This window comes from Bacillus tequilensis KCTC 13622, assembly GCF_000507145.1.
GTDB lineage: Bacteria > Bacillota > Bacilli > Bacillales > Bacillaceae > Bacillus > Bacillus tequilensis.
Map to the genome: position 1 here is coordinate 21,115 of NZ_AYTO01000005.1, position 25,512 is coordinate 46,626.

The 25,512-nt window shown below is 43.0% G+C and carries 22 protein-coding genes, 1 tRNA gene and 3 pseudogenes; 20 read left to right on the forward strand and 6 right to left on the reverse strand.

The window, feature by feature from the left end:
- The first annotated feature begins 19 nt into the window (after nt 1-19).
- Nucleotides 20-424 carry a YugN-like family protein gene (locus V756_RS0101030; RefSeq protein WP_024713009.1) on the forward strand — a complete coding sequence of 135 codons (405 nt, stop codon included), beginning with the start codon at nt 20-22 and terminating at the stop codon, nt 422-424.
- Here the strand turns inward: V756_RS0101030 and kbfO are convergent.
- On the reverse strand, nt 421-1,407 hold the full coding sequence (gene kbfO, locus V756_RS0101035) for a potassium channel protein KbfO (RefSeq protein WP_024713010.1): 987 nt from the start codon (nt 1,405-1,407) through the stop codon (nt 421-423). The two genes, V756_RS0101030 and kbfO, sit on opposite strands and share 4 nt — an antisense overlap.
- The gene (locus V756_RS01000000121665; protein ID WP_032681571.1) at nt 1,404-1,658 is read right to left on the reverse strand and encodes a protein mistic; all 255 of its coding nucleotides are present in this window, start codon (nt 1,656-1,658) and stop codon (nt 1,404-1,406) included. The genes kbfO and V756_RS01000000121665 overlap by 4 nt, the downstream gene beginning before the upstream one ends.
- Nucleotides 1,659-1,781: 123 nt before the next feature.
- On the opposite strand from V756_RS01000000121665, the gene V756_RS0101045 reads away from it, so the two are divergent.
- The 8 genes and pseudogenes from V756_RS0101045 to V756_RS0101075 all read left to right on the forward strand — a co-directional run bounded on the left by V756_RS0101045 (nt 1,782) and on the right by V756_RS0101075 (nt 7,723).
- The gene (locus V756_RS0101045) at nt 1,782-2,045 is read left to right on the forward strand and encodes a YuzI family membrane protein (RefSeq protein WP_024713011.1); all 264 of its coding nucleotides are present in this window, start codon (nt 1,782-1,784) and stop codon (nt 2,043-2,045) included.
- A 38-nt stretch (nt 2,046-2,083) separates the two neighbouring features.
- Complete coding sequence (locus tag V756_RS0101050; protein WP_024713012.1) at nt 2,084-2,761, forward strand: zinc metallopeptidase; 678 nt, start codon at nt 2,084-2,086, stop codon at nt 2,759-2,761.
- A 43-nt stretch (nt 2,762-2,804) separates the two neighbouring features.
- Nucleotides 2,805-4,094, forward strand: a complete 1,290-nt coding sequence (locus V756_RS0101055) for a hemolysin family protein (RefSeq protein WP_024713013.1) — start codon at nt 2,805-2,807, stop codon at nt 4,092-4,094.
- A 124-nt stretch (nt 4,095-4,218) separates the two neighbouring features.
- Nucleotides 4,219-5,883 (forward strand): glycoside hydrolase family 13 protein, encoded by a 1,665-nt coding sequence (locus tag V756_RS0101060; RefSeq protein ID WP_024713014.1) that lies wholly within the window; start codon nt 4,219-4,221, stop codon nt 5,881-5,883.
- Nucleotides 5,884-5,926: 43 nt separating this feature from the next.
- Nucleotides 5,927-6,041: pseudogene (locus tag V756_RS1000000124775) on the forward strand (hypothetical protein).
- Nucleotides 6,001-6,399, forward strand: a complete 399-nt coding sequence (locus tag V756_RS0101065) for a secondary thiamine-phosphate synthase enzyme YjbQ (RefSeq protein ID WP_024713015.1) — start codon at nt 6,001-6,003, stop codon at nt 6,397-6,399. The pseudogene V756_RS1000000124775 and the gene V756_RS0101065 overlap by 41 nt, the downstream one beginning before the upstream one ends.
- A gap of 13 nt (nt 6,400-6,412) precedes the next feature.
- On the forward strand, nt 6,413-7,438 hold the full coding sequence (locus V756_RS0101070) for a nitronate monooxygenase (RefSeq protein WP_024713016.1): 1,026 nt from the start codon (nt 6,413-6,415) through the stop codon (nt 7,436-7,438).
- A gap of 30 nt (nt 7,439-7,468) precedes the next feature.
- Complete coding sequence (locus V756_RS0101075) at nt 7,469-7,723, forward strand: protein YuzH (RefSeq protein WP_024713017.1); 255 nt, start codon at nt 7,469-7,471, stop codon at nt 7,721-7,723.
- A 13-nt stretch (nt 7,724-7,736) separates the two neighbouring features.
- On the opposite strand, the gene V756_RS0101080 is transcribed toward V756_RS0101075, so the two are convergent.
- Nucleotides 7,737-8,474, reverse strand: coding sequence for a protein-glutamine gamma-glutamyltransferase (locus V756_RS0101080; RefSeq protein WP_024713018.1), 738 nt, complete (start codon nt 8,472-8,474; stop codon nt 7,737-7,739).
- Nucleotides 8,475-8,631: 157 nt separating this feature from the next.
- Between V756_RS0101080 and mcpB the strand changes: the two genes are divergently transcribed.
- The 5 genes and pseudogenes from mcpB (at nt 8,632) to V756_RS0101100 (ending at nt 16,992) form a co-directional block, all read left to right on the forward strand.
- Nucleotides 8,632-10,620, forward strand: a complete 1,989-nt coding sequence (gene mcpB, locus V756_RS0101085) for a methyl-accepting chemotaxis protein McpB (protein WP_024713019.1) — start codon at nt 8,632-8,634, stop codon at nt 10,618-10,620.
- Nucleotides 10,621-10,797: 177 nt separating this feature from the next.
- Complete coding sequence (locus V756_RS0101090) at nt 10,798-12,786, forward strand: methyl-accepting chemotaxis protein (RefSeq protein WP_024713020.1); 1,989 nt, start codon at nt 10,798-10,800, stop codon at nt 12,784-12,786.
- A 125-nt stretch (nt 12,787-12,911) separates the two neighbouring features.
- A pseudogene (locus V756_RS1000000124845) lies at nt 12,912-13,949 on the forward strand (cache domain-containing protein); the annotation flags it as partial.
- The gene (locus V756_RS1000000124850; protein WP_370444912.1) at nt 13,944-14,894 is read left to right on the forward strand and encodes a methyl-accepting chemotaxis protein; all 951 of its coding nucleotides are present in this window, start codon (nt 13,944-13,946) and stop codon (nt 14,892-14,894) included. The pseudogene V756_RS1000000124845 and the gene V756_RS1000000124850, both read left to right, overlap by 6 nt.
- 112 nt (nt 14,895-15,006) lie before the next feature.
- Nucleotides 15,007-16,992: a methyl-accepting chemotaxis protein gene (locus V756_RS0101100; protein WP_024713022.1), complete on the forward strand. Its 1,986-nt coding sequence runs from the start codon at nt 15,007-15,009 to the stop codon at nt 16,990-16,992.
- Nucleotides 16,993-17,135: 143 nt separating this feature from the next.
- Here the strand turns inward: V756_RS0101100 and iolU are convergent, their stop codons facing one another.
- Complete coding sequence (gene iolU, locus V756_RS0101110; RefSeq protein ID WP_024713023.1) at nt 17,136-18,122, reverse strand: scyllo-inositol 2-dehydrogenase; 987 nt, start codon at nt 18,120-18,122, stop codon at nt 17,136-17,138.
- A gap of 183 nt (nt 18,123-18,305) precedes the next feature.
- Between iolU and V756_RS0101115 the strand changes: the two genes are divergently transcribed.
- The 3 genes from V756_RS0101115 to V756_RS0101125 all read left to right on the forward strand — a co-directional run bounded on the left by V756_RS0101115 (nt 18,306) and on the right by V756_RS0101125 (nt 20,575).
- A complete protein-coding gene (locus V756_RS0101115; protein ID WP_024713024.1) occupies nt 18,306-19,472 on the forward strand; it encodes an AI-2E family transporter in 1,167 nt (388 codons plus the stop codon).
- A gap of 91 nt (nt 19,473-19,563) precedes the next feature.
- Nucleotides 19,564-20,394 (forward strand): undecaprenyl-diphosphate phosphatase, encoded by an 831-nt coding sequence (locus tag V756_RS0101120; RefSeq protein WP_024713025.1) that lies wholly within the window; start codon nt 19,564-19,566, stop codon nt 20,392-20,394.
- Between the two features lie 108 nt (nt 20,395-20,502).
- Nucleotides 20,503-20,575 (forward strand) — tRNA-Ala (locus V756_RS0101125).
- Nucleotides 20,576-20,912: 337 nt separating this feature from the next.
- On the opposite strand, the gene V756_RS1000000123800 is transcribed toward V756_RS0101125, so the two are convergent.
- A complete protein-coding gene (locus tag V756_RS1000000123800) occupies nt 20,913-21,569 on the reverse strand; it encodes a hypothetical protein (protein ID WP_024713026.1) in 657 nt (218 codons plus the stop codon).
- A 200-nt stretch (nt 21,570-21,769) separates the two neighbouring features.
- Between V756_RS1000000123800 and V756_RS0101135 the strand changes: the two genes are divergently transcribed.
- Both V756_RS0101135 and V756_RS1000000124215 read left to right on the forward strand, forming a co-directional pair.
- Nucleotides 21,770-22,168 (forward strand): hypothetical protein, encoded by a 399-nt coding sequence (locus V756_RS0101135; protein ID WP_024713027.1) that lies wholly within the window; start codon nt 21,770-21,772, stop codon nt 22,166-22,168.
- Nucleotides 22,169-22,195: 27 nt separating this feature from the next.
- Nucleotides 22,196-22,498: pseudogene (locus tag V756_RS1000000124215) on the forward strand (aspartate phosphatase); the annotation flags it as partial.
- A 404-nt stretch (nt 22,499-22,902) separates the two neighbouring features.
- Here the strand turns inward: V756_RS1000000124215 and cdoA are convergent.
- Entirely contained in the window at nt 22,903-23,388 is a 486-nt protein-coding gene (cdoA, locus tag V756_RS0101145; RefSeq protein ID WP_024713029.1) for a cysteine dioxygenase, read from the reverse strand.
- Nucleotides 23,389-23,883: 495 nt separating this feature from the next.
- Between cdoA and V756_RS0101150 the strand changes: the two genes are divergently transcribed.
- Nucleotides 23,884-25,413 carry an MFS transporter gene (locus V756_RS0101150; RefSeq protein ID WP_024713030.1) on the forward strand — a complete coding sequence of 510 codons (1,530 nt, stop codon included), beginning with the start codon at nt 23,884-23,886 and terminating at the stop codon, nt 25,411-25,413.
- Nucleotides 25,414-25,512 lie beyond the last annotated feature (99 nt).

The window sequence follows — 25,512 nt, forward strand, 5'->3', positions numbered from 1 at the left end:
GTAAAAAAGGGGCATTTTGATGATACCAATACCTTCTGTGATAGATGGGCAGTCTTTTCTGCTTCAAGAACTGGAACAAGTGATGAAGCCGCTCGGTTATGTGATAAACGGCGGCTGGGAATACCATCACGGCTATTTTGATTATAAAATTGATGATAGAGACGGCTATTTGTTTTTAAGGATTCCCATCAATGCGGTACAGGGCAGTCTCGATGAACGCGGCGCGGCTGTCCGGATCGGAACGCCGTTTATGCTAAGGCAGGTGTTTCAGACTGATCTTGACGACCACGCCGAGGGAGGGCCGTTCCAATCATTGTTTAATCAATTTTCCGAACCGGAAAGGCGGGACGCGGAAATTGATCCGGCGTATTTAGATATCGGCGCCTCCCTTGTGAAGGAACTGGAGGATGTTTTGCTGCATTAGATGGCAAGAAATTGGTCTGTTTCGAGCACTTTGTATGTAAGAGGAGGAGAAATCATCGGCCCCTCCTCTTTTTGTACGCCTATAATTGTCGTGTTGTGATCAAGGAAATAGAGGATGCACGTTTTGTAAGCCGCTCCCTTTAGTTCATCAGGGACAGCAAGAAGCTCCACATGCTGATCAAGTGTCAGCTTGATTCCGTTCTGCTGTTTAGATGGCCGTAGCTTGACTTGGTAATGATGCAGGATCGCCCGGCTGATAAATTCTGAAGTTCCGATAATTTGATTAGCGCCTGCCCGCTCAGCGTTTGTGACAAACCGGTCAGTCAAAATCTCAGCAATGCAGTAAGCAAGAGGATTAAGGCCTTTAACTGATAAAAGAATAAGCACCGACAGCATATCTGCTTCCGTTTCACTTTTATACTGATCGGCTGTAATGATCACTGATTCAGCTTCAGTAATATTGGCTCGTTTCAATGTCTCATCATCAGCAGCGTACCCTCGTATGAAATGGACATTTTCGATAAGCGGGCCTTCTTTTAAAGATTCATCGATCAGCACAACCGTCTTAGAAGGAGCCGCAAGCTGCAGCTCCTTCAGCAGGCGGTTTGTTTTTTCATTCCACCCGATGATAATAATGTGGCCGCGGCCTTTGTAAGCGACTTTTCCTTCGATGTAGCGGTGCTGTCTGTTGAATGCAGCCGCTGATAATGTGGCGAAATACGCGGTGACAAAGCTTGCTCCGCTCAAAATCAGCAGAATCCCGGCAGCCTGTCCCAGCGGCGTGTGCGGCACATAATCTCCATAACCGACTGTCGAAACAGTAACGACAGCCCACCAAATGCCTTCAAATACCGAAGTGAACTGCTTTGGCTCAAGTATATAAATGATTTGGCCGAATAAAAGAATCAGACATAAAATAATAACCCCAATTCGGATAAATAACGGCCACCGGAGCCATGAAATAAATATCCGGTTTGATTTCATTCGTTTTCTCCTTCTTCAGATACTGAAATGGATAAAATCTGTTTTATGATTGTATTTAATTTCTTATTTAGCTTTTCCTGGCCGTACATATCCCGAGCCTGCTTCATTAAATCGGCAGTATCATCATCAAACTGGATCAGCGGCTCATCGATTTCCGATTCATTATAAAGCTGGATAAACGCGTCCAGCCCTTCATTCATTCGGTCAATTGCCGTGCTCAGCCGTTCCTTTTCCTCGCTCGTCACTTTCATGGCTTATACCACCCGTACTTTTTACTAACAGTATGTCCCACTTCCGGTGATGTTTTTCAAAAAATGAACAAAACATATAAAAACGGATTTCTCCATAAACTAAAACAAAAAGGATGAAAAAAGATGACGATCATTCAAAGAACGATCGTGGTTTTGATCGGTACACAGCTGGCTGCATCCGCAGTCATATTGTTTATTTTCGATTTGAATTCATATAATCACTTTTCAGGCAGCTTCTCATGGCTTCACTTTCTGAAACAGCTGGCCGGCAGTTTTTCCTTTTATTTGTTTTTAACAGGACTGTTCTTTCTGCTGATTGGAATCTGTGCTCCGAGCCGGAAGAAGAAGCGCATTTCTGTACACGGGAAAGAAAACTCATTAAAATAATCGTAATAGAAATGATCATGAAAAAAGGATGATGAAAAATGCTGTTTATATTTTTAACAATAGCCGCATTGGGATTGTCGTTTTGGGCACAATTTAAAGTGAAGAGCAACTTTGAAAAATATTCAAAAGTGGAAGCCTCAAGCGGACGTACAGGGGCAGAAACGGCAAGACGGATTTTAGATATAAACGGTCTTTACGACGTGCCGGTCGAACCGGTAAGAGGCACTTTAACAGACCATTACGACCCGACAAGACGGGTGGTGCGTTTATCTGAGCCGGTCTATTACGGCCGCTCGATTTCCGCCATATCTGTAGCTTCCCATGAAGTCGGACATGCCTTGCAGCATCAGGAGTCATATGGTGCGCTTGTGCTGAGACATAAAATCTTCCCAGTCGTGAATTTCGCATCCGGTGTAGCGCCTTTGCTTTTCTTAGGAGGCATGCTTCTCGGCAGCCTGAATTTGATCGGGCTCGGCATCATTTTGTTTTCAGCCGCTGTCTTTTTCCAGCTGGTCACATTGCCGGTTGAATTCAATGCAAGTTCACGCGCGAAGCAGATTATAGTGTCAGAAGGATTCATCCGAAACAATGAAGAGAATGGGGTAAATAAAGTACTGAGCGCCGCCGCCTTAACGTATGTGGCCGCCGCCCTGGTTTCCCTGTTTGAGCTTCTTCGCTTTGTGATGATCTTCTTAAACGGTCGTAATGAGAATTAACGTTAAGGAGGTGGCCCCTTACCATTTAAGGTAAGGGCTTTTTTTGCTTATTTTACAATTGATCGCCCTATTTGTTTTGATTGGCATTACGGCTGTGTTTGTCGCAGCTGAATTTGCGATCGTCAAACTCAGAGGCTCAAAAATCAATCAGCTCATCGAAAGCGGTGACAGCCGGGCGCTTGCCGCACATAAAATTATCTCCAACCTTGACGAGTATTTATCAGCCTGCCAGCTCGGGATTACGATTACAGCACTCGGCCTTGGATGGCTTGGCGAACCGACATTTGAACGCATTCTTCATCCCTTATTTACAATGACAGGCATGCCGGAACCGTTTAACCACATCGTCACATTTGTAGTTGCATTTATCATCGTCACTTTTTTGCATGTGGTGATGGGAGAGCTTGCCCCGAAAACGGTTTCTATTCAAAAGGCTGAGGCTGTCAGTTTATGGATTGCAAAGCCGCTGATCTGGTTTTATAAAATCACATATCCTTTTATTAAAGCATTGAACGGCTCTGCAAGCTTTCTTGTCAAATTGTTTGGCTTTCATTCGGTGAAGGAGCATGAGGTCGTCATCAGTGAAGAGGAGCTGAGGCTGATCCTTTCAGAAAGCTATGAAAAGGGAGAAATCAATCAGTCTGAATTCCGCTATGTGAATAAGATTTTTGAATTCGACAACCGGGTAGCGAGAGAGATTATGATTCCGCGGACAGAAATTGCGGTCATCTCTCTGGAGCAGTCGCTTGAAGAAGCGATTCATCACATCATTAATGAACGGTATACACGCTATCCCGTCATTAAAGAAGACAAGGATCATATTTTAGGGATCATCAACAGCAAAGATATGTTTAAAGCTTATTTTCTCGGCCAGCCGATCGAGCTGGAGCAGATCATGAGACCCGTCATCAGGGTTATTGAAAGCATCCCTGTACAGCAGCTTTTAATCCGCATGCAGAAGGAGAGGATTCACATGGCGATTCTCGTTGATGAATACGGAGGAACGGCGGGTCTCGTCACTGTCGAGGATATTATCGAGGAGATCGTCGGGGAAATCCGTGATGAATATGATCAGGATGAAACGCCGCACATTTTGAAAAAAGGCGAGCACCATTATGTCATGGATGGAAAAGCGCTAATAGATGAAGTGAACGATCTGCTCGATATTGCCATTGAAAATGAAGAAATCGATACGATTGCAGGATGGCTGCTGGCGCAAAAAATGGAGCTGAAAGCAGGAGAGGTGATACACGCTGAGGGCTGTGAATTTAAAATTCTCGATGCCGAAGATCATCATATCCGTTTTGTGGAAATTAAAAAAACTGACTTTTGATCAAAAACAGCCGAAGATTGAGCGGCTGTTTTTTTGATGGCTGACGGTTTTCTAAAAAACAATGCTGTAAAGCCTTTTTTCTACATAAGATATATAGACCGCACACTTAGGAAGGAGTGCTCGTATGAAAAAGGCTTGGTGGAAGGAAGCGGTTGTCTATCAAATTTACCCCCGCAGTTTTAAAGATTCAAATGGCGATGGAATCGGCGACATTCAAGGGATTAGATCCAAGCTTCACTACATAAAAGAGCTGGGTGCTGACGTCATCTGGATTTGCCCGCTGTATGATTCGCCCAATGCCGATAACGGCTATGATATCAGGGATTATCAAAACATATTAAGCGATTTTGGCACAATGGGGGATTTTGATCAGCTGCTTGATGACATTCACGAGCTGGGGATGAAGCTGATTATGGATCTTGTCGTGAACCATACAAGCGACGAGCATCCATGGTTTATTGAATCACGTTCATCCATATACTCCGAAAAACGCGACTGGTATATTTGGAAGGACGGCAAAAACGGAAAAGCGCCGAACAATTGGGAAAGCATTTTCGGCGGGCCGGCATGGCAGTATGACCAAAAGACAAGCCAGTATTACCTGCACCTTTTTGATCAAAAACAGCCGGATTTGAATTGGGAAAATGAAAAAGTGAGAACTGCCGTTTATGACATGATAAATTGGTGGCTTGATAAAGGAATTGATGGCTTTCGGGTAGATGCCATTACGCATATTAAGAAAAAAGAAGGGCTTCCTGATCTGCCGAATCCAAAGGGGCTGGATTACGTACCTTCCTTTCCGTATCATATGAACGCTGACGGTATAATGGATTTGTTAACAGAGCTGAAGGAACACACATTTTCCCGCTATCCGATCATGACAGTCGGAGAGGCGAACGGTGTCGCTGCGAAGGAAGCGGCTGAATGGGCTGGAGAAAAAAACGGCATCTTCAATATGATTTTTCAATTTGAGCATCTCGGCCTGTGGGATGTAGAGATCAATGAAAGCATCGACATCGTCTCCTTCAAACGAATGTTAACTGACTGGCAGGACAGTCTTGAAGGGATCGGCTGGAATGCTTTGTTTATGGAAAATCACGACCAGCCCCGTTCGGTTTCTGTGTGGGGAGACGACGAAGTGTACCTGAAAGAAAGTGCAAAAGCGCTTGCCGCTGTCTATTTTCTCATGAAAGGCACACCGTTTATTTATCAGGGACAGGAACTCGGCATGACAAACGTAGCATTTCCGTCTATTCAGGATTATGATGACGTCGCAATGAAACGCATGTATGAAACAGAAATGGCGAAAGGCGCATCACACGAGGATGTGATGAAGATTGTCTGGAAAAAGGGAAGGGACAATTCACGAACGCCGATGCAATGGACTGCTGATCGATACGCCGGATTCTCTGAAGCCAAACCGTGGATCGGAATCAATGAAAATTACAAATGGCTGAATGCCGAAGCGCAAGAAAACGATCAAACATCCGTATACCACTTTTACAAAAGCTTGATCAAACTGCGACAAACATCCGATGTTTTTATCCACGGGACATACGAGCTCATCTTACCGGAGGATCAGCAAATCTTTGCGTATCTTCGGAAAAACGAGAACCATACTGCATTGGTGATGGCTAATCTGACAAGAACACCGGCTTTATTTAAGCACTCCAGGCTGCCCTTGTCATCGGACAGACTCGCATTGGCGAATGTGGAAACAGAGCCTCATAAGCACATGACATCATTGCTGTTAAAGCCGTATGAAGCAAGAATATATGTATGGCGCTAAACTCCAGCCAGAGACTGGAGTTTTTTGTTTTTATCAGGTTTATATGAGCGGTGTAACAGGAAAAAAAGAACACAGAACGAAATAGCAAATAGAGCGGACAAATGAAAGGAGAAACAAATGCTGAAAACACTGCAAATCAAAACGGCCAAACGAGATGAAATGATTGAGATTACGCGTGAGGTGGAAGCCTTTCTTCAAGAAACAGGTGTGACGAGCGGCGCGGTGCTGATTTATTGTCCGCATACGACAGCGGGCATTACAATTAATGAAAATGCCGATCCAGACGTCAAAACAGATATGCTCAGAAGATTTGATGAGGTGTATCCGTGGGAACACGAGCTGGACCGCCATATGGAGGGCAATACAGCTGCGCACATGAAGTCGAGTACGGTCGGAGCTTCACAGCATGTTATGATCGAAAACGGCCGCCTCATTCTTGGGACATGGCAGGGCATTTATTTCTGCGAATTTGACGGCCCTCGCACTCGGACATGCTATATCAAAATCATGGAGTAACAGGAGGTTTTTTATGACGGAATGGATGAAAGCATTATCACTGACAAAACCTGTCATCCAGGCGCCAATGGCCGGCGGGCTTGTCACGCCCAGCCTGGCATCCGCTGTGTCGAACGAAGGCGCGCTTGGCAGCCTGGCGTCAGGATATCTCAGTCCCGACATGCTTGAAAAGCAAATCATTGAAATGCAGCAGCTGACTGATCGGGTATTTCAAGTGAATGTGTTTGTTCCGGAAAGCAGAAATGAACCGGATGAGGACACCGTTCGAATTTGGAAAAACAAAATCCCGTTTGCCGAACAGGCTCCTCCATTCTCTTCAGAGGAAGAAGAATGGGAGGATTTCCATGAAAAAATAAATATCATTCTCAAACACAATGTAAAAGCCTGCTCGTTTACGTTCGGCATTCCGCCGGGCGAAAGCATTCAAGCGTTAAAGAAAAATGGCTGCTCTCTCATCGGGACAGCTACAACTCCGGAGGAAGCCGTCCTGCTTGAAAAACGCGGAATGGACATCATCGTACTGCAAGGAAGCGAAGCGGGCGGGCACCGCGGGTCTTTTCTGCCGGTCAGCGGGGAATCCGCACTTGGCCTCATGTCACTGATCCCCCAAGCGGCAGATTCTGTTTCCGTTCCAGTCATCGCGGCAGGCGGGATTGCCGACCGGCGCGGCGTCCAGGCCGCTCATTGTCTAGGCGCGCACGGCGTACAGGTCGGGACGCCGTTTCTCATGTGTGAGGAATGCGAAGTTTCGGAAACGTACAGACGAGAATTAAAAAAGGCACAGGGAACAGACACACGCCTCACCTCATTGTTTTCAGGTAAGCCTGCAAGGGGTATAGTCAATCAATGGATGAAAGAGCAGCAGGCTGAGGAAGCAAACGCACTTCCGTATCCATTGCAAAACACATTAACAAAGCCGATGAGAAAACACGCAGCCAAAGAAAAAGATTCCGGGTACATGTCTCTGTGGGCGGGGCAATCCATCGGAATGCTGAACGGTCCCATTGACGTGAAGACACTGTTAGCCGAACTTTGCTGAACGTAACTTGATCAACAGAGGTGACAGATGATGAACATTCTTCAATATTCGTATAAAAAGAGAGGGAAAATTGAGTTTGTATTTGAAGGCTGGCCTCATTCAAAAGTTACAATGGCTCCTATAAAAGGCTACTATTTTGTCCGCTTTATTAAATGGAGCAGCCAAGATCCTATCGTGACAAGAAATGACCTTGAAAAAATGGAATGGACTGCGAACCAGTATTTTGGCACAGCCCCTTTTTATCGAAAACGAAGAGTGTTTGAAACCCCATCGTCGCAGAAGTAGACGATGGGGCTTTTTAGCGGACGATGCGGTAAAGAGACGGAACATCCAGTCTGGTCGCCTGAGGCATAAGGTAGGCCTGCTGGACGGCGCCCATTCTTCTAAAAGAATTCAGCTTATCGATAATTTGCTTTCCGCTTAAGATTCCAAGGCCGTGGGCAAAATATTTATCCTCTCCCAATACAATCACATTTTCGCCTCTCCACTGCGCTTTTTGCGGATCAAACTCTGGATTTTTAAAATACAAGCAATCTCCGAGGAAATAATGATGTCCTGTTTCCGTATATATCGGCAATTTCTCATAATGCCAATCATATAAAATAATGTTGTCAAAGCTGGCATCAAATTTTTCTTCCCCGATTGTATCAATCAAAGCCAAGTAATAAATGACAACAATTGCGGTCGCGCATTCAAACGCGTAAAACGGGCCGTTTTTTGCAATGTCCCGAATTGCTTTTGAAGGCGACATTCGATACTTCAGCTCCAAGGCGCCTTCCGGTGAAACCCTCCAATACGCTGTATTCCCGTACGTTTTTAAAAAAGTGGCAAACTTTGCTCCGCTTTTGTACAGCGCTTTTGCCGCTGCAACAATATTCATCCGCAGTTTAAGCTCAAATATCAGTTCAGCGATTGAATGATAATCAAACTGAACAGGCGTCTCGATCATCTCTTTTAACAGCGGTTTCAAATGCTGTTCAATCTGCCAGTTCTCAATATCTTGGGGACGGAGCCATTGTCCGGATACAATAATCATCTTAATCCCCCCTTGTTTTTTATAAGATATGCAAAGAGCTTGGGCAATGAAAGCTAAAAGGCAGAAGGCAGCCAAAAAAGAACTTCTTCTTTTTTTATTTTAAAACTTTTTTAAGCAGCCGATATATACTGTATTAAACCTGAAGGAGCAACTGTGCATGAAGACTTTTATCAACTGGCTGAAGAAACCGTCTATCTCAAGGAAATTAATCGTCTCATTTATTGCGATTCTCATGATCCCTATTCTTATTTTGGAATTTAGTTCTTACCGAAGCGCCAGCGGAAAGCTGGATCAAGAAATTATGGGGAATGCGAAAAACAGTGTCAATACATTTAATACAACCGTTACAAATGATCTGGGAGCAAAAGCGAAAGCAGTCACCTTTTTCAGTGAATCTCTTAAAAGCTCCGCGTTCAAAGGAAAATCTAATCAAGAAGAGCTTAAGGCCAAGTTTTTACAATATGTTTCGATCAATCAAGGGGTAGCCAGAATTTATGGAGGCTCAGAAAACGGTACTTATGTACAAGCACCAAAGGAACAATTGCCGGATGGATACGATCCGAGACAGCGCCCTTGGTATCAAGATGCGATGAAGGCCGGCGGTGAAATTGTAGTGACAGATCCTTACGTGGCAGCGAGTGACGGAAGCATGGTCATTACTATTGCCCAGGAGCTGAAGGACAAATCCGGTGTTGTCGCCATGGATATTACCATAGATAAATTGTTAGAACAGATGAAACAAATCAAGGTCGGTAAAGAAGGCTATGTTTTCATTGCGACGAAAAACAAAACCTATGTCGCCCACCAGGACCATAAGGCTGGAGAAAAGCTGTCAGGAGACTGGGTAGCCAACATGTATGCCAATGACAGCGGTGAACTCCAGTATACTTCGGAGCATGCAGATAAAAAGATGACATATACAACAAATGAACTGACGGGCTGGAAAATAGCCGGCGCAATGTACATGAGTGAAATCAAGGATGCCTCAAAATCTGTGTTGATAACAGGTATGATCGTGCTGATCGCTTCCATTGTTATAGGCGGGGTTTTAATTCTGTTTATCGTCCGTTCGATTACAAAACCGTTAAAACGACTCGTTCAGTCATCGAAAACAATCAGCAGCGGGGATCTGACAGAAACGATCGAAATCCGTTCGAAGGATGAGCTTGGAGAGCTTGGGGAAAGCTTCAATGAAATGGGACAATCTCTCCGCTCACTGATCAGCGCAATTCAGGACTCGGTGAACAATGTGGCCGCATCATCCGAACAGCTGACTGCATCTGCCGGACAGACAAGCAAAGCCACCGAGCATATCACGATGGCGATTGAGCAGTTCTCCAACGGAAACGAAGAACAAAGCGAAAAGGTTGATTCCAGCTCTCATCAGCTGAACTTAATGAATGAAGGGCTCCAAAAAGTCTCACAAACATCATCAGATATTACAAAGGCGTCTATCCAATCAACGGAAATCGCCGGAACGGGTGAAAAGTTTGTACAGGAGACAGTCGGACAAATGAACTCGATTAACCAGTCGGTTCAGCAGGCTGAGGCTGTAGTTAAAGGCTTAGAAGGAAAATCAAAAGACATCACAAGCATTCTGAGAGTCATCAATGGCATCGCTGATCAAACAAACCTGCTGGCATTAAACGCAGCTATTGAAGCGGCGCGTGCCGGAGAATCAGGACGCGGCTTCTCTGTCGTAGCGGAGGAAGTGCGCAAACTGGCAGTTCAATCAGCTGGTTCAGCAAAAGAGATCGAAAAGCTGATTCAAGAAATCGTAGCAGAAATCGATACCTCTCTTCACATGTTTAAAGAGGTCAATCAGGAAGTGCAGTCCGGACTTGTTGTGACAGATCATACAAAAGAGAGCTTCCAGAGCATTTTCGGCATGACAAACGAAATCGCGGGCAAATTGCAGACGATGAATTCGACCGTCGAACAGCTGTCAGACCGTTCACAGCATGTTTCCACAGCAGTCAGCGGCATTGCCGATGTCTCGAAAGAAAGTTCGGCAAGTATCCAGGACATTGCCGCATCAGCTGAGGAGCAGCTTGCCTCAATGGAAGAAATCAGTTCATCAGCGACCACTCTTGCACAAATGGCAGAAGAGCTCCGTGATCTGACAAAGCAATTTAAAATTGAATAAAAACAGAAAAACAGCGCTTATCAAGGCGCTGTTTTTTTATACCGGAAATAATAACAAAGTCCTAGTACGTTCGGTGATTTTAGAACTATTTTTCATTTTTTCCTTCATTTTCAATGTAATATAAAGGAATATCATCCGATATAATTTGTAAATTATTGAAAGAAGGTTCAAAAGGAAATGAAAAAAACACTTACCACTATTCGCAGGTCATCAATTGCCAGGAGACTTATCATTTCTTTCCTGCTGATCTTAATTGTTCCGATAACCGCCCTTTCGGCAAGCGCTTATCAATCAGCAGTTGCTTCTCTAGATATCCAGATGACGCAAAGCGCAAAGGAAAACGTTCAAATATTAGACAACATTATTGATGGTAAAATCAGCACAACTGAAAAAAGCCTCGCGTTTTTCAGCGATTGGGTTACAGCAGATAAGTTAAACGATAAAAAGAAAACAGAGCTGAAACAGAGATTTAAACAATTTATCCAAATGAATGACAATGTCGCTGCAGTATTTTCCAGCAGCAAAGGCGGGGAATTCACATATTTTCCATACACAGAAATGCCGAGTGACTTTAATCCTTTGGAACGAGATTGGTACAAAGAAGCAATGGCCCATAAAGGCAAAACAATTGTTACTGAACCCTATGAATCTGTTTCTTCAGGAAAAATGGTCGTCACCCTCGCCCGTCAGACGGAGGATGGATCAGGTGTCGTCGCCATTGATATGAAGATTGATGACCTGGTCTCGACCGCGGAAGGAATCAATATCGGAAAAGAAGGCTATGCTTTTATCTTAAGCCAAAACAAAAAAGTTATTGCCTTTGCCGGAGAAAAAGCGGGAGCTGAATTAAAAGGGGACTGGGTTGATAAGCTCTACAAAGATAAAAACGGCGATTTTGAATACACGTACGAAGGCAAAGAGAAGAAAATGATCTTTGCCACAAGTGAAACAACGGGCTGGAAAATCAGCGGCACGATGTATGCGGATGAGATCCGCGATGCTGCAAGCAAAGTGCTGACCGTGGCATCAATCGTACTGGCAATTGCCATTGCAGCTGGAATAACGGCGATTTATTTTGTGATTCGATCGATTACAAAGCCATTAAGACGCATTGTCGCATCGGCTGAAAAAATCAGTGAAGGCGATCTAACGGAAACAATTGAAATCAAATCAAAAGATGAACTCGGCGTTCTGAGCCAGAGCTTCAATCATATGGCCCACTCGCTCCGATCGCTCATTCACGGCATCAAAGATTCAGTAGAACATGTCGCTTCATCGTCCGAAGAACTGACTGCATCCGCCGATCAGACAAGCAGAGCCACTGAGCATATTACGATGGCCATTGAGCAATTTTCAAACGGAAGCGAAAGCCAAAACGACAAAATTGAGACGACTACCGAACAAATTAATGAAATGAACGACGGATTGGCTGAACTGGCGCGGGCTGCTGTAGTCATTACAGAAACATCTGCAGATTCAACAGAGTTATCAAGCAAGGGTGAGACACTCGTACAGAAAACAGCCGACCAGATGAATACGATTGATCATTCCGTAAAGAAAGCAGAACAAGTCGTGAAGGGACTTGAGATCAAATCAAAGGATATCACGAATATTTTGCGTGTCATCAACGGCATTGCAGATCAAACCAATCTTTTAGCGTTAAATGCGGCCATCGAAGCCGCCAGAGCGGGAGAATATGGGCGGGGCTTCTCCGTCGTCGCTGAGGAAGTGAGAAAACTCGCGGTGCAGTCCGCTGACTCGGCAAAAGAGATTGAATCGCTGATCAGCGAAATTGTAAAAGAAATTCATACATCATTGAACGTACTCCAGTCTGTGAATAATGAAGTTGAAACAGGGCTTGTCATGACGGATGAAACCAAACAGAGCTTCAAACATATTTCGAACATGACCAAAGGAATTGCTTCAACTCTGCAAAACATGAATGCGACGGTTGAGGAGCTGTCAGCGGGAGCTCAGGAAATTTCCGCTGCTTCAAATGATATCACAGCTATTTCTAAAGAAAGCTCGGACGGCATCCAGGATATCGCCGCTTCAGCCGAGGAACAGCTGGCATCCATGGAGGAGATCAGTTCTTCCGCACAGACGCTTGAAAAAATGTCTGAAGAACTTCGTGATCTGACAAAACGATTTAAGGTGGATGAGTAATAGGTCTAAAAAACTATCTTTTTATAGGAAAATAGTTTCTTTTTCTAAAATTCTTCTTTTTTACTGTATATATTTACCCATTTCCGGCCGATATGAAGGGTAGCATAAAAAAGGAGAAATGAATGATGAAAAAAATACTCCAACTGATAAAACAAAGATCAATTACACGAAAGCTTCTTGTTTCCTTTCTGTCGATCCTCATCATACCGGTTGTCATATTGGCGATCTTCGCGTATCAATCGGCCAGCAGCTCACTCGACAAACAGATGATGGGGAGCGCATCAGAAAATGTACAGCAATTAAACGAAATCATTAACACCAGCATTGGTGAAAAAGAAAACAGTGCAGCTTACTTCAGCGAATGGCTGACAAAAGAAAGATATAATGCAAAAAGCAATGCAAGCATTAAAGAGAAATTTTCACAATATATCGGCATTAATAAAGATGTAGAATCCATTTATACTAGTGATGAAAACGGACGCTTTACCCGTTACCCGGATATTCCGATGCCAAGCGATTATAACCCGGTTGAACGGGACTGGTACCAAAAAGCGGTTGCGAATAAAGGGAAAGTCGTAATCACAGATCCTTATAAAACCGCTTCTACAAATACGATGGTTGTGACAATCGCCCAGCAGACAAAAGATGGTTCAGGCGTTATCGCAATCAACATGACGATTGAAAACCTGCTGAAAACAACCAAAAAAGTCAGCATCGGCAAACAAGGCTATGCTTTTATCATGACAAAGGACAAAAAAGTGGTCGCCCATCCTAAGGAAACTTCAGGAACTGAATTAAAAGGCGCAGTCGATAAGATGTTAAATGCGGATAAAGGTGATTATCAATACGAAAAAGATGGCGAAAGTAAAAAGCTGGCCTTTGACACAAACAAGTTAACAGGGTGGAAAATTGCCGGCACGATGTCATTGGATGAAATACACGATGCTGCGCAGCCTGTCCTGCATCTCGCTTTAATTGTGCTGGCAGCTGCCATTATTATCGGGATCATCGTCATGACACTGATCATTCGATCTATCACATTGCCATTGAAACAGCTTGTCGGTTCCTCTAAGCGGATCAGCGAGGGAGATTTGACGGAAACCATTGATATCCGTTCAAAAGATGAATTGGGCGAGCTTGGCAAAAGCTTCAACAATATGGCGTCGTCACTTCGGTCTCTCATACAAGCGATTCAGGACTCCGTGGACAACGTTGCGGCTTCCTCTGAGGAGCTGACCGCATCAGCCGCGCAAACAAGCAAGGCAACAGAGCACATTACATTGGCGATTGAACAATTCTCAAACGGCAATGAAAAACAGAATGAAAACATTGAAACCGCAGCAGAGCATATTTCTCAAATGAATGACGGATTGACGAATATGGCACAAGCTTCTGAAGTCATCACAGATTCATCCGTTCAATCAACAGAAATCGCAAGTGAAGGCGGAAAGCTTGTTCACCAAACCGTCGGCCAAATGAACGTTATTGACAAGTCCGTTAAAGAAGCTGAACAAGTCGTACGCGGATTGGAAACGAAATCGAAAGACATCACCAATATTTTACGTGTGATTAACGGTATCGCAGATCAGACGAACCTGCTGGCGTTAAATGCTGCAATTGAAGCGGCACGCGCAGGCGAATACGGCCGCGGCTTCTCCGTTGTAGCGGAAGAAGTGAGAAAACTGGCAGTTCAGTCAGCGGATTCAGCAAAAGAGATCGAAGGATTAATCATCGAAATTGTGAAGGAAATCAATACATCACTCGGCATGTTCCAATCTGTCAATCAAGAGGTTCAGACAGGCCTTGACATTACAGATAAAACAGAAATAAGCTTTAGACGCATTTCTGAAATGACGAATCAAATCGCCGGCGAACTGCAAAATATGAGTGCGACGGTTCAGCAGCTTTCTGCCAGCTCTGAGGAAGTTTCTGGGGCCTCAGATCACATTGCATCAATTTCAAAAGAAAGCTCAGATCATATACAAGATATCGCGGCGTCAGCCGAAGAGCAGCTTGCTTCTATGGAAGAAATCAGCTCGTCAGCGGAAACCCTTTCGTCTATGGCGGAAGAGCTTCGCGATATGACAAAACGATTCAAAATCGAATAATAAGCCAAAACACCCAATCCTATACGTTTGGGTGTTTTTTTTAGTTTTTTTATTAAAGCTTTTATCCTGGTTTGACGATATTAGATTTAGCTTAAAGGAGGAATCAACAAGAATGGGGAAATTTATAAAATGGATTAAACAGCCATCAATCAGCAAACCGCTTATTGCTGCTTTTCTGGCGGTGCTTATTTTGCCGGTTGGGGTTTTAGCATATTTCAGTTATCAATCAGCTTGGAATGCACTGGACAGAGAACTTACGAATAGTGCAATGGGAAATGTTGAAGAACTTAACAGCACCCTGCAAAACAAATTGAATAATAAAGTAAAAGCACTTAATTATTACAGCGAGTCACTCGATAAAGGTGTTTTACAAGAAAAAAACAAAACGTTGTTGAATGAAAAATTTAAGCAGTATACCGAGCTGAATGCTGATGTAGCGTCTGTTTACATTGCTTCAAATGATAAGAAAATGGTCCAGTATCCAAAAACGACTAATCCAAAAAACTTTGATCCGACAGAACGTGATTGGTTTAAGGATGCAACAAGTAAAAGCGGAACAGCTGTTTTTTCAGAGCCTTACACTGATGTTTCAACAAATAAAACAGTTATCACAATTTCCGAACAACTTAAAGACGGCTCAGGAGTTGTGGCAATTGATTTAAACCTGGATGAAGTGCTTGCGGCTTCACAAAGAATCAAAATCGGTAAAGAAGGCTTCGCATTCATCACAACAGGCAGCAAAAAATACATCGCCCATCCGACGATTAAGCCAGGGACAATCGGATCCGGCGATTGGACAAACGAAGTATATTCCAAAGAAGGCGGCACATTTGAATATACGTTTGAAGGCAAAGAAAAGAAAATGGCCTTCACAACAAATAAACTGACTGGCTGGAAAATTGGGGGCACATACTTTGTCAGTGAATTGCAAGATGCTTCAAGCCCGGTACTGAACACGGCACTTATCATTCTATGCGTGTCCATTGTGATCGGCGGCATACTTATTCTCTTTATTATCAGTGCCATTACCAAGCCGTTAAGAAAACTGGTCACAACGTCTGCGAAAATCAGCAGCGGGGATCTTACAGAAGTTATTGACATCCACTCGAAAAACGAGCTTGGCCAGCTCGGAGAAAGCTTTAACGAAATGTCTGCATCCTTACGTTCTGTGATCGGCGTGATCCAAACGTCTGTAGAAAACGTGGCATCATCTTCTGAAGAGCTGACAGCAAGCGCAGCCCAAACGAGCAAGGCAACTGAACACATTACACTTGCCATTGAACAATTTTCAGATGGCAATGAGGCGCAAAGCGAAAAGCTGGAAACAAGCTCAAACCACCTTTCTCAAATGAACGAGGGAATTTCAAAAGTGGCACAGACGTCTTCAACCATTACGAAGTCATCGATCAAGTCCTCTGAGGCAGCAGGCAGCGGTGAAAAACTGGTGGAACACACAGTCGGCCAAATGAAAACAATCGATCAATCTGTTCAAAAAGCAGAGGCTGTTGTGAAGGGTCTTGAAACAAAATCGCAAGACATCACAAGCATCTTAAATGTGATTAACGGCATTGCTGATCAAACCAACCTGCTGGCATTAAATGCTGCGATTGAAGCGGCAAGAGCGGGAGAATACGGAAGAGGCTTCTCTGTTGTAGCGGAAGAGGTCAGAAAACTTGCCGTACAATCAGCAGACTCTGCCAAGGAAATTGAAGGGTTGATTCAAGAGATTGTCAGAGAAATCAGCACTTCCCTTTCGATGTTCCAATCTGTGAATCATGAAGTGAAGGAAGGCTTGCAGATTACGGACAAAACAGCGGAAAGCTTTAAACAAATCTATGAAATGACAAGCCAAATTTCCGGCGAACTGCAAAACCTGAACGCGACAGTTGAACAGCTGTCAGCCGGGTCACAGGAAGTGTCAAGTGCGGTTGAGGATATTTCTGAAGTGTCGAAAGAAAGCTCAGCAGGCATTCAAGACATCGCAGCTTCAGCGGAAGAACAGCTTGCGTCAATGGAAGAAATCAGTTCTTCAGCTGAAACGCTGGCAAACATGGCGGAAGAACTTCAGGACATCACGAAGAAATTTATCATTGAATGATAATGGAAAAGAAAGCGGCATTTTGCTGCTTTCTTTTTTTGTGGGAAAAAAGAAACAAAGATCACTTATAATGAAGCGGCTGACGGACTGGACTTGCTTCTAATAAAAAATCCGCCGCGGCTTTTGCACGCGGGCGGATGTTTTCAGGCTTGATCAGCAGGGTAGATAATCCTCATTTGCTTTCTTGCTTCTTCCATGATTTTCGCGGTGATTAAAGACCGTTCAAATGTATTTTCTTCAGATTCCTGCTTTTTCTCTTTTATGAGTGTGACAAATTCTTCTGCTTCGTAGAACATCGCCGGTTTAGGATCATGAATTGAGATGTTTTCCAAACGGCCGTCACGATAGCGGATTTCCACTCGTTCAGGACGGTGAATCGCATCGATTACAATTGTCCCGTCTTCACCTTGGATTTCCGCAGGGGCGTAGGAAGTAGAGATTTTAGAATGCATCAGAACGGCTTCAAAACCGTCGTAAGACAGAATGACGGTGCCTTCTCCATCCACTCCGGAAGATAAAGCATATCCGTTCGCTTTCACATCCTGCGGCTCACCAAACAGCACGACAGCAGGATAAATACAATAGACGCCGATATCCATTAATGATCCATTGGAAAGCTCAGGCTGAAACGCATTCAAGACGGTTCCGTTTCTAAACGCGTCATAGCGTGAGGAGTACTGGCAGTAGCTTGCGGTAAATCTGCGGACAGTTCCGATTTTATGTAAGTGTTTTTTCAGCTCTTTGAAATTCGGCAGGAAAGTGGTCTTCATCGCTTCCATAAGCACAACGCCGTTTTCCTTAGCCGCTGAAATCATCTCTTCTGTTTCTTTTGTATTCGAAGCAAACGGCTTCTCGCAAAGCACATGCTTGCCATGGTTCATAAAGAGAACGGCTTGTTCTTTGTGAAGAGCGTTCGGGCTGGCTATATATACGGCATCAAAGCAATTGCTTGCCGCCATTTCCTGAAGGTCTGAGAAGATGTGATCAGCACTGTGTTTAGCGGCAAACTCGGCAGCGCGTTCAGCCGATCTTGAATAAACAGCTGTCAGCTGAAAATCTTCTATCTCTGCTGCTGATTCAAGAAAGCGGTCTGTAATCCAGTTGGTTCCTATTATTGCAAAACGTATCACTGTTATCGCTCCTTTTACATGATATAGCTAAATTATAGCTTAAAAAGAACAAAATCACATGATAGATATGACTACGAATGCAAATAGGCTTGAAAGCTTTTCCAGCAATTAACGGTTATTGTTTTTCATTATAGGGACGATAGTGTACAATTTAATTAAACTAAGTATGACGGAGGAACGATAGTGGAGACGTTGCAAACGTGGAGCGGCAGATTCAAGCGATTCTTCTTGGACAATAAGTTTGTTTTATTTTTGCTTGTGCTGCTGTTGATTGGTTTAAATATTCTTGTTTTTACAAAAACATCATTCATTTTCACCCCGATTATTGTTCTGCTCAAAACGATATCACTGCCGATCATTTTAACAGGCATTGTGTTCTATCTGTTAAATCCAGTGGTCGATTTCCTTGAGAGAAGAAGAATCAGAAGAATCTATTCTATTTTGCTGTTATATCTGTTGATTATCGGGCTGATCACGATCACGATCGTGTCCATCATCCCCTTTTTAAAAGAACAAATTATGAGTTTGATTGACAACATCCCGAGATATGTGGATGTCGTAGAAGACCAGACGAAACAGCTGATTGGCAGCAACTTCGTCAATCAGGCCCAGCAAACGATGAACATCAATATATCCGATCTCGCGACAAAGGTTTCAGACCAGGCAGCGACGATTGTGAACAGCACCTTTACCGGCGTTGGGAATTTTATCGGCGCGCTGACTGAGATTATTATTTCGATCGTCACGGTTCCGTTTATTCTTTTCTATTTATTAAAAGATGGAAGAAAATTGCCGGTCTACATACTGAAGTTTGTGCCGACTCGATTGAAAGAACAGACATATACAGTCTTAAGCGAAATGAATCATCGGCTAAGCTCTTATATCAGAGGCCAGATCATTGTCAGCTTCTGTATCGGCTTTTTGCTGTTTATCGGTTATTTGATTATCGGGCTGGATTATGCTTCATTGCTGGCCGTCATTGCGGCTTGTACAAGCATCGTTCCGTATTTAGGACCGACGATTGCCATTACGCCGGCGATTATCATCGCAATAGTGACATCGCCGCTCATGCTGCTCAAGCTGGTTATCGTATGGACTATTGTTCAGCTGATTGAAGGGAAATTGATCTCTCCGCAAATTATGGGGAAAAACCTTCACATCCACCCGATTACGATTATTTTTCTGCTATTAACAGCCGGCAAGCTGTTTGGCGTTGTTGGAATCATTCTGGCCATTCCGGGCTATGCGGTTGCCAAAGTCATTACAACACATTTATTTGACTGGTTTAAAATGCAATCACACCTGTACGATGAAGAGAAAAAAGAAAATACGCCGGGTCATAAAGTGTGATTTTCGTTTATAGTTATATAAGACGGGCTTTCCATTTATGGAAAGCTCCCATTATGTAAAAAATAAATGTCTAATGGGGAGAATCAAAATCATGACTCTATGGGAATTGTTTGTAGCTGCCATTTTAGGAATCGTAGAAGGCTTAACAGAATACGCTCCGGTTTCTTCGACAGGACATATGATCATAGTAGACGATCTCTGGCTGAAATCAAGCGCTCTGATGTCAGAAGAAGCTGCCAATTCATTCAAAGTTGTTATTCAGCTAGGCTCCATTTTAGCAGTAGCCATCGTGTTTAAAGACCGGATTTTGAATTTGCTCGGCTTAAAAAAGAATATTACAAACGACCAGAAACAGGGACATAAATTAAGCATCGCTCAAATTGCCGTCGGGCTTGTGCCTGCAGCTGTTCTCGGCTTTTTGTTTGAGGATTACATTGATGAATATTTATTTTCCGTTAAAACGGTTGCCTTCGGTTTAATCGCCGGGGCAATCCTGATGCTTTTTGCTGATTGGGTCAATAAACGGAAAGCAGCGACAGACACACTCGACCGCATTTCCTATAAGCAGGCGATAGGCGTCGGCTTATTCCAATGTCTTGCGCTTTGGCCTGGCTTCTCACGTTCCGGTTCAACCATTTCCGGAGGTGTTATTCTCGGATTAAACCATAGAGCGGCGGCCGACTTTACCTTTATTATGGCGATGCCGATCATGATGGGCGCCAGCTTTTTAAGCCTTGTGAAGCATTGGGACAGCTTAAGCTCGGATATGATGCCGTTTTTCATCGTCGGCTTCGTCTTTGCCTTTGTTGTCGCGCTATTTGTTGTCCGTTTCTTCCTAAAACTCATTAACAAAATCAAACTCGTCCCATTTGCAATCTATCGAATCATTCTCGGTGTGATTTTACTTTTGATCATGATGTAAAACTGAAAAATAAGGCTCCTTCCAGAGCCTTATTTTTTCTGTCCATTCAAGAGGAAACAGCTTGTTTTTCAAAAAAAAATCATCTATAATAAACATGATGTTACATACGGGGCCATAGCTCAGCTGGGAGAGCGCTACGCTGGCAGCGTAGAGGTCAGGGGTTCGAGCCCCCTTGGCTCCATACCTGTAAACCCTTATTCTATAAGGGTTTTTTTGTTTGTAAGGAACAGAGCCAATTACCCAAAAAAGCAATTGGGGACAAATTGGGGACGAAAATTTTATTTTGGGGTCGTTTAGTTGCTTTTCACCTTCAAATTAGGGTTAAATTGGTCAAACTACGACCGCCATCGTAGAACGCACTGTCAAAGAATACATTTATTATGATAACAATATTCGTAGCCAAACAAAAAAACCAATCACCGATAAAACCATCGGCAATTGGTTTTTGATAAAGGTGTTTTGATCCCTGTCTCACCTGTTTCAAAAACGGGAGGTTAGTCCCTAGTGAGAGGGCTTTTTTATTTGATAGAAACGTGATGTGTGTACCAGTTTCCCGTTGCTGTGAATCGTAATTCCATATGGCCGTGGCGGTTACCGCCATACTTTACAAACGTGTAATCAGAATTGGCGATTGCATCCTTGGCCGTTTTGTCAATGTTTGCAATTTTTTTGGAAGTGATTTTACCATTCCAACCAGCGAAACCTGAAGCGGAGGCGCTCGGCGGGTTTTCCCACTTCGTTATTTTCTTTCCATATTCGTATGAATAGTTGTCGCTTACTCGAATATCGTATAATTTTAGCCCTGCAAATTTTACAGCGTAATAGCCACTTGCTGTTTTATTTTGAGTGGCTTGTGTTTTTATCTTCTCCATTCCCATATCTGTACTGACGCCCATTTCCACAGTGAAACCATTGCCGAGATCGATTTTTTGATATGGGTGATTTTTGCTGACATGCATACTGTTTAAAGCCTTATTTACTTCTTTTACAGTTGGGATTTTCTCAGATGAAAGAGTTCTCAAGTTTTTTTGTTTTGTTACCTCGTGAAGGGTTCCCTTATCAATAATCAAATCTGATTCCTTGTCCACTTTTTCGGCAGCATTAGCATGAAGACTGAACAGGGGTGAAAAACTCAAAGCCAGAGTGAATAAAATACCAACGGCAAATTTTTTCATTCTATCTCCTCCCTTAAGTATTCGTTTCCCATGGTAACGCAATGTTTAATTTTGGTAAACGAGACTAAAGTAACAAAAGTGTGAAATATGCAGGGGATTAGGTTCTGTTCTGGCAATCGTGGTATAAAAGTAAATGATGGTATTTTCCCATTTAAACAACCTTTTGGCAGGTGTATATTAAATGAAAGGGAGGGATGTTTTTGGTCAAGGTTATATTATCATTTGTTTATTTACTTGGCTTTATCTTTTTGAGTAGATGGTCTTTTGATGGTTTTTTTCATGAAAATTATTTTTCGATTTTTGGCTTTTTGTGGTCTATTATTTTTACGTTTTTCGTCGGCATTTACACTGGAAGCCCATTGCTTTTTAAAAAGATAACACGATCGAAACGGTTAACTTTTAAAAACAAAAAAGCATTTTACGTTTTAAGCGGAACGGCAGTTATCTTTTTTGCTCTATATTTCATCTTCTCTAAATCTCTCATAAACGAAATTGCGCCCTACACTGTCTTGAGCGGGTATATACTGACTTGGGCATCAGGGATAACTCTTACCATATTATTAAAGCCACAAAACGATGGGGATGCGCAAACAACATAAACGTAATAATTAGACCGCAGACAAACTGCGGTTATTTTTTGTGGAATGTATGAGTTTGATAAAAGGGAATATGTCAAAGCAATCGGCTTTTATCGAGAAGCAGAAAAACATCTTACTCATGTAAATGATGATATTGAGAAGGCGGAGTTTCATTTTAAGTTGGCTGAAGCCTACTATATTATGAAGCAAAATCTTATCTCGGTGCACCATGTTAAACAAGCGATGGACATTTATAATCAGTATGATCTTTATAAAGTGCGAAAAATCCAGTGTCATTTCGTTATATCTGTAAATTATGTTGATTTTAAACATATTGAGAAACGCTTTCCGCCATTCATTCCGACCACTCCTTAAACAATATTATATTCGAGCAAATGTTCTTTTAGTAACTGTATTGGAATAATTTAGGTTTTGTTTAAAATAGTTAATTAAATTAACTCCGGACAGGGACGTAAATGGAGTATGATATAATCCCATTTGGGGACAGTGAGGATTTTTAATCAGAAGCTTATGTAAGAAAACCCTATAAAATTAGGGTTTGAATATAATATAAACCTTCTGTTTGTATCAGAAACCCATCTCAAAACGCTGGCAGCGTAGAGGTCAGGGGTTCGAGCCCCCTTGGCTCCATACCTGTAAACCCTTATTCTATAAGGGTTTTTTGTTTTGAAGAATAGGTTCATTTGCTGAATCCTCTAGTTGAGCGCAGTCAAAGTGAGCAGTTCATCTGTAAATCATGAATTTTCCATTACGCCTCTTTGTTCTTCAAAGACCGCCATGTCTTCCAAAGGTGGGGAGTAGACATGAAGAGACACCATTCGTTCGGACGTGGGATTAGACATTTTGTGAATTAAGCCTTTGGTTGAAATAAGGCATTCTCCTTCGTGGACAAAGTATGAATTGGAGAGTTCCGCGTGTTCGCCGGTTGAGCGATAAATAGAATTGAGAAGTTTTCCTTCCAATACCATTGCACAACCAATGGATTGGCCATGATCGTGGACTGCTGTCTCCTTGTTTGGCGGAATGTGAATCACGATGACTTCCAATTCATTGTTTCGATAGATGGCATTCCGGCCGTAAGCATAGTGGTCTGGTTCCTGAATATACGGCTGACTCAATTTTGCTGCGTTTGGAATTTGTTTTAAAGCAGTTGCCAAATCCTTAACCGATGGGTTTTTCAAGCCGTTAAATATGTCGTGAATATACTCATACAGTTCCATTCGTTTTGCCTCCCTGGGTATTTAAAATGAAGCAGCATTGATATTTTGCAGATTAATTCATGGTATTTACCCATATACAATTTAGAGGCGGCAAACGCCCAGTGTACATAAAAAATTTGTGCGGTCAAAATGTTGTTTTTATTCCGATTTATTCGAGTTGGTTAGTTATATTCAAAACCGCTTGATTAAAATCGATTGAGGAAGCAAGCAGGGGCTCATCATTGTAAAGTGCCAGACACCTTAGCTCAAATCATGATATCAGATGAAAGTTGTTCAGGTTCTGTATTAGAAATTTACGCCATTGACAAAACAAAACCGATTTGAAATAATATTTGATTATATGCTCATTTGTTCACATATAGATAATAGATTATATCATTTCCCATGTTAGGGATAGGATTAGAAGTAAAGCTAATGGCATCTAAAAACTATTAGCTTCTTTTGTTTTCAAAAAATAATGTGTTTCTTATGAATGATATAGGAAGGAATGACAACATGAAGACAAAACACTATTGGGTGATTTCTTTGCTCGCTGTTTTAGCGGTCGGGCCGGGATTGATGTCCAACACGGCATTGTCGTCAGTTCAAGGCCTTGTTCAGAAGACGGTTGGAACAAGTGACTTCACATCAGTGAATCCGATATTGATCGGCAATATGGCCTTTGCTTTATTGGTGCCGGCAGGACCGCTGTTGAGGAAAAAATTCGGAGCCCGTCAGATCTATCTGGCTTCATTACCTGTTTTTATACTTGGCTCACTGCTTTTCGCATGTTCCAGCGATATTGCATGGATGGCGGCAGGACGCTTTTTACAGGGTGCGGCTACAGGCGTTATGCTGATGGTTATGATTCCAATGCTTGTTTTGTCATTTCCGATTGAACGCAGAAACTATGCGCTGCTGGTGCTGATCGGCGGATTTTATGGCTCTGTGATCATCGGCACGATCCTTGGAACAATTGCATCAGGATGCGGCCACTGGAGATGGCTGTTTTACACCTTTGGTGCACTGTCACTGCTCGGTGTGTTAGTGAGCTATTTCTTTCTTCATGATGAGCATCATGGGGCGGCAGATCAAGAACAGCCGCTCGATAGTGCAGGGATCATTTTATCTGTTTGCCTCGCTGCAGCCTCAGCGATTGCATTTATTTTTCTGCAAAAATGGGGGCTTTCATCAGGTTATGTATGGACTGGTTTTGGCGTTACGTTATGCTTGCTTCTCATTCTATTGATTGTGGAATATAAAGCGAAAAACCCCTTTATTTCTATTAAACAGATGCTGCTGCCAAAACCGGTGCTCGGCTTATTTATTATAGCTGCGGGAACGATAACGGTAGCTGTCAGCCTTTCTGCTTTTCAGGGCTTGCTCCGTCAAATGTATGGCATTTCTCAGGAGCATCTCATTCTTTTAAACTTGACGCTTTTAATCGGAGTGGCGATCGCCGCTGTTGTGAGCGCTTTGTTTTATGATAAAGTCGGGCCCGGGATGCTCGGTATTATAGGCGCCCTCATTCTCGTATTTGTGAATTTTCAATGGCTGCATATGCAGGATCATTCGTCTCTTTATATGTTCGCAGTGCTGTTTATCATGCTTGCGGCTGGAACGGGGCTGACAGTCGCCGCAGGACTGATGGGAGCTGCTATGGGCGGCCCGCTGCCCGATTTGGTCAAGAGAATGACAGCCGTTCAGTTTTTAAGGTTATTTGTCTATATGGGAGTTCCAATCCTCATCGGCTTTTTCACGAAAAAAGATGCTGCTAGACAGAGCGGTTCGATGCAGGATTCTATGATGACTGCTTATCATGATCTCTTTTTCATTTCATTTATCCTGAGCGTGCTGCTCGTTTGCCTGTCATTCTGTATGAACGCTACAGGCATGGGGCACAAGCTGGCGCATAAACCCCATGATAAAGCGAAACCGACTCCGGAAAAACCAGCTGTTTCAGCACATAGATTGTCACATAAGGTGATACATGATAGAGAATATCGTGATGCACTCAGAAAGCTTAAACAGAAATATGATATGTGATCAAAGCCTTTTCCTTGAGGAAAAAGGTTTTTTGTTTGCAATCTTTTCCTAACTTTATCCTTAAAGAATTGAAAAATATTAGAAGTGCAAGTAAAATTC

Coding starts and splice junctions, on each gene's coding strand:
- V756_RS0101075 (WP_024713017.1), top strand. CDS start 7,469: ATGAACATTCTTCAATATTCGTATAAAAAGAGAGGGAAAATTGAGTTT.
- kbfO (WP_024713010.1), bottom strand. CDS start 1,407: ATGAAATCAAACCGGATATTTATTTCATGGCTCCGGTGGCCGTTATTT.
- V756_RS0101050 (WP_024713012.1), top strand. CDS start 2,084: ATGCTGTTTATATTTTTAACAATAGCCGCATTGGGATTGTCGTTTTGG.
- V756_RS0101045 (WP_024713011.1), top strand. CDS start 1,782: ATGACGATCATTCAAAGAACGATCGTGGTTTTGATCGGTACACAGCTG.
- mcpB (WP_024713019.1), top strand. CDS start 8,632: ATGAAGACTTTTATCAACTGGCTGAAGAAACCGTCTATCTCAAGGAAA.
- V756_RS0101150 (WP_024713030.1), top strand. CDS start 23,884: ATGAAGACAAAACACTATTGGGTGATTTCTTTGCTCGCTGTTTTAGCG.
- V756_RS0101065 (WP_024713015.1), top strand. CDS start 6,001: ATGCTGAAAACACTGCAAATCAAAACGGCCAAACGAGATGAAATGATT.
- V756_RS0101100 (WP_024713022.1), top strand. CDS start 15,007: ATGGGGAAATTTATAAAATGGATTAAACAGCCATCAATCAGCAAACCG.
- V756_RS0101060 (WP_024713014.1), top strand. CDS start 4,219: ATGAAAAAGGCTTGGTGGAAGGAAGCGGTTGTCTATCAAATTTACCCC.
- V756_RS01000000121665 (WP_032681571.1), bottom strand. CDS start 1,658: ATGAAAGTGACGAGCGAGGAAAAGGAACGGCTGAGCACGGCAATTGAC.
- V756_RS0101080 (WP_024713018.1), bottom strand. CDS start 8,474: ATGATTATTGTATCCGGACAATGGCTCCGTCCCCAAGATATTGAGAAC.
- V756_RS0101090 (WP_024713020.1), top strand. CDS start 10,798: ATGAAAAAAACACTTACCACTATTCGCAGGTCATCAATTGCCAGGAGA.
- V756_RS0101120 (WP_024713025.1), top strand. CDS start 19,564: ATGACTCTATGGGAATTGTTTGTAGCTGCCATTTTAGGAATCGTAGAA.
- V756_RS1000000124850 (WP_370444912.1), top strand. CDS start 13,944: ATGGCGTCGTCACTTCGGTCTCTCATACAAGCGATTCAGGACTCCGTG.
- V756_RS0101070 (WP_024713016.1), top strand. CDS start 6,413: ATGACGGAATGGATGAAAGCATTATCACTGACAAAACCTGTCATCCAG.
- cdoA (WP_024713029.1), bottom strand. CDS start 23,388: ATGGAACTGTATGAGTATATTCACGACATATTTAACGGCTTGAAAAAC.
- V756_RS1000000123800 (WP_024713026.1), bottom strand. CDS start 21,569: ATGAAAAAATTTGCCGTTGGTATTTTATTCACTCTGGCTTTGAGTTTT.
- V756_RS0101030 (WP_024713009.1), top strand. CDS start 20: ATGATACCAATACCTTCTGTGATAGATGGGCAGTCTTTTCTGCTTCAA.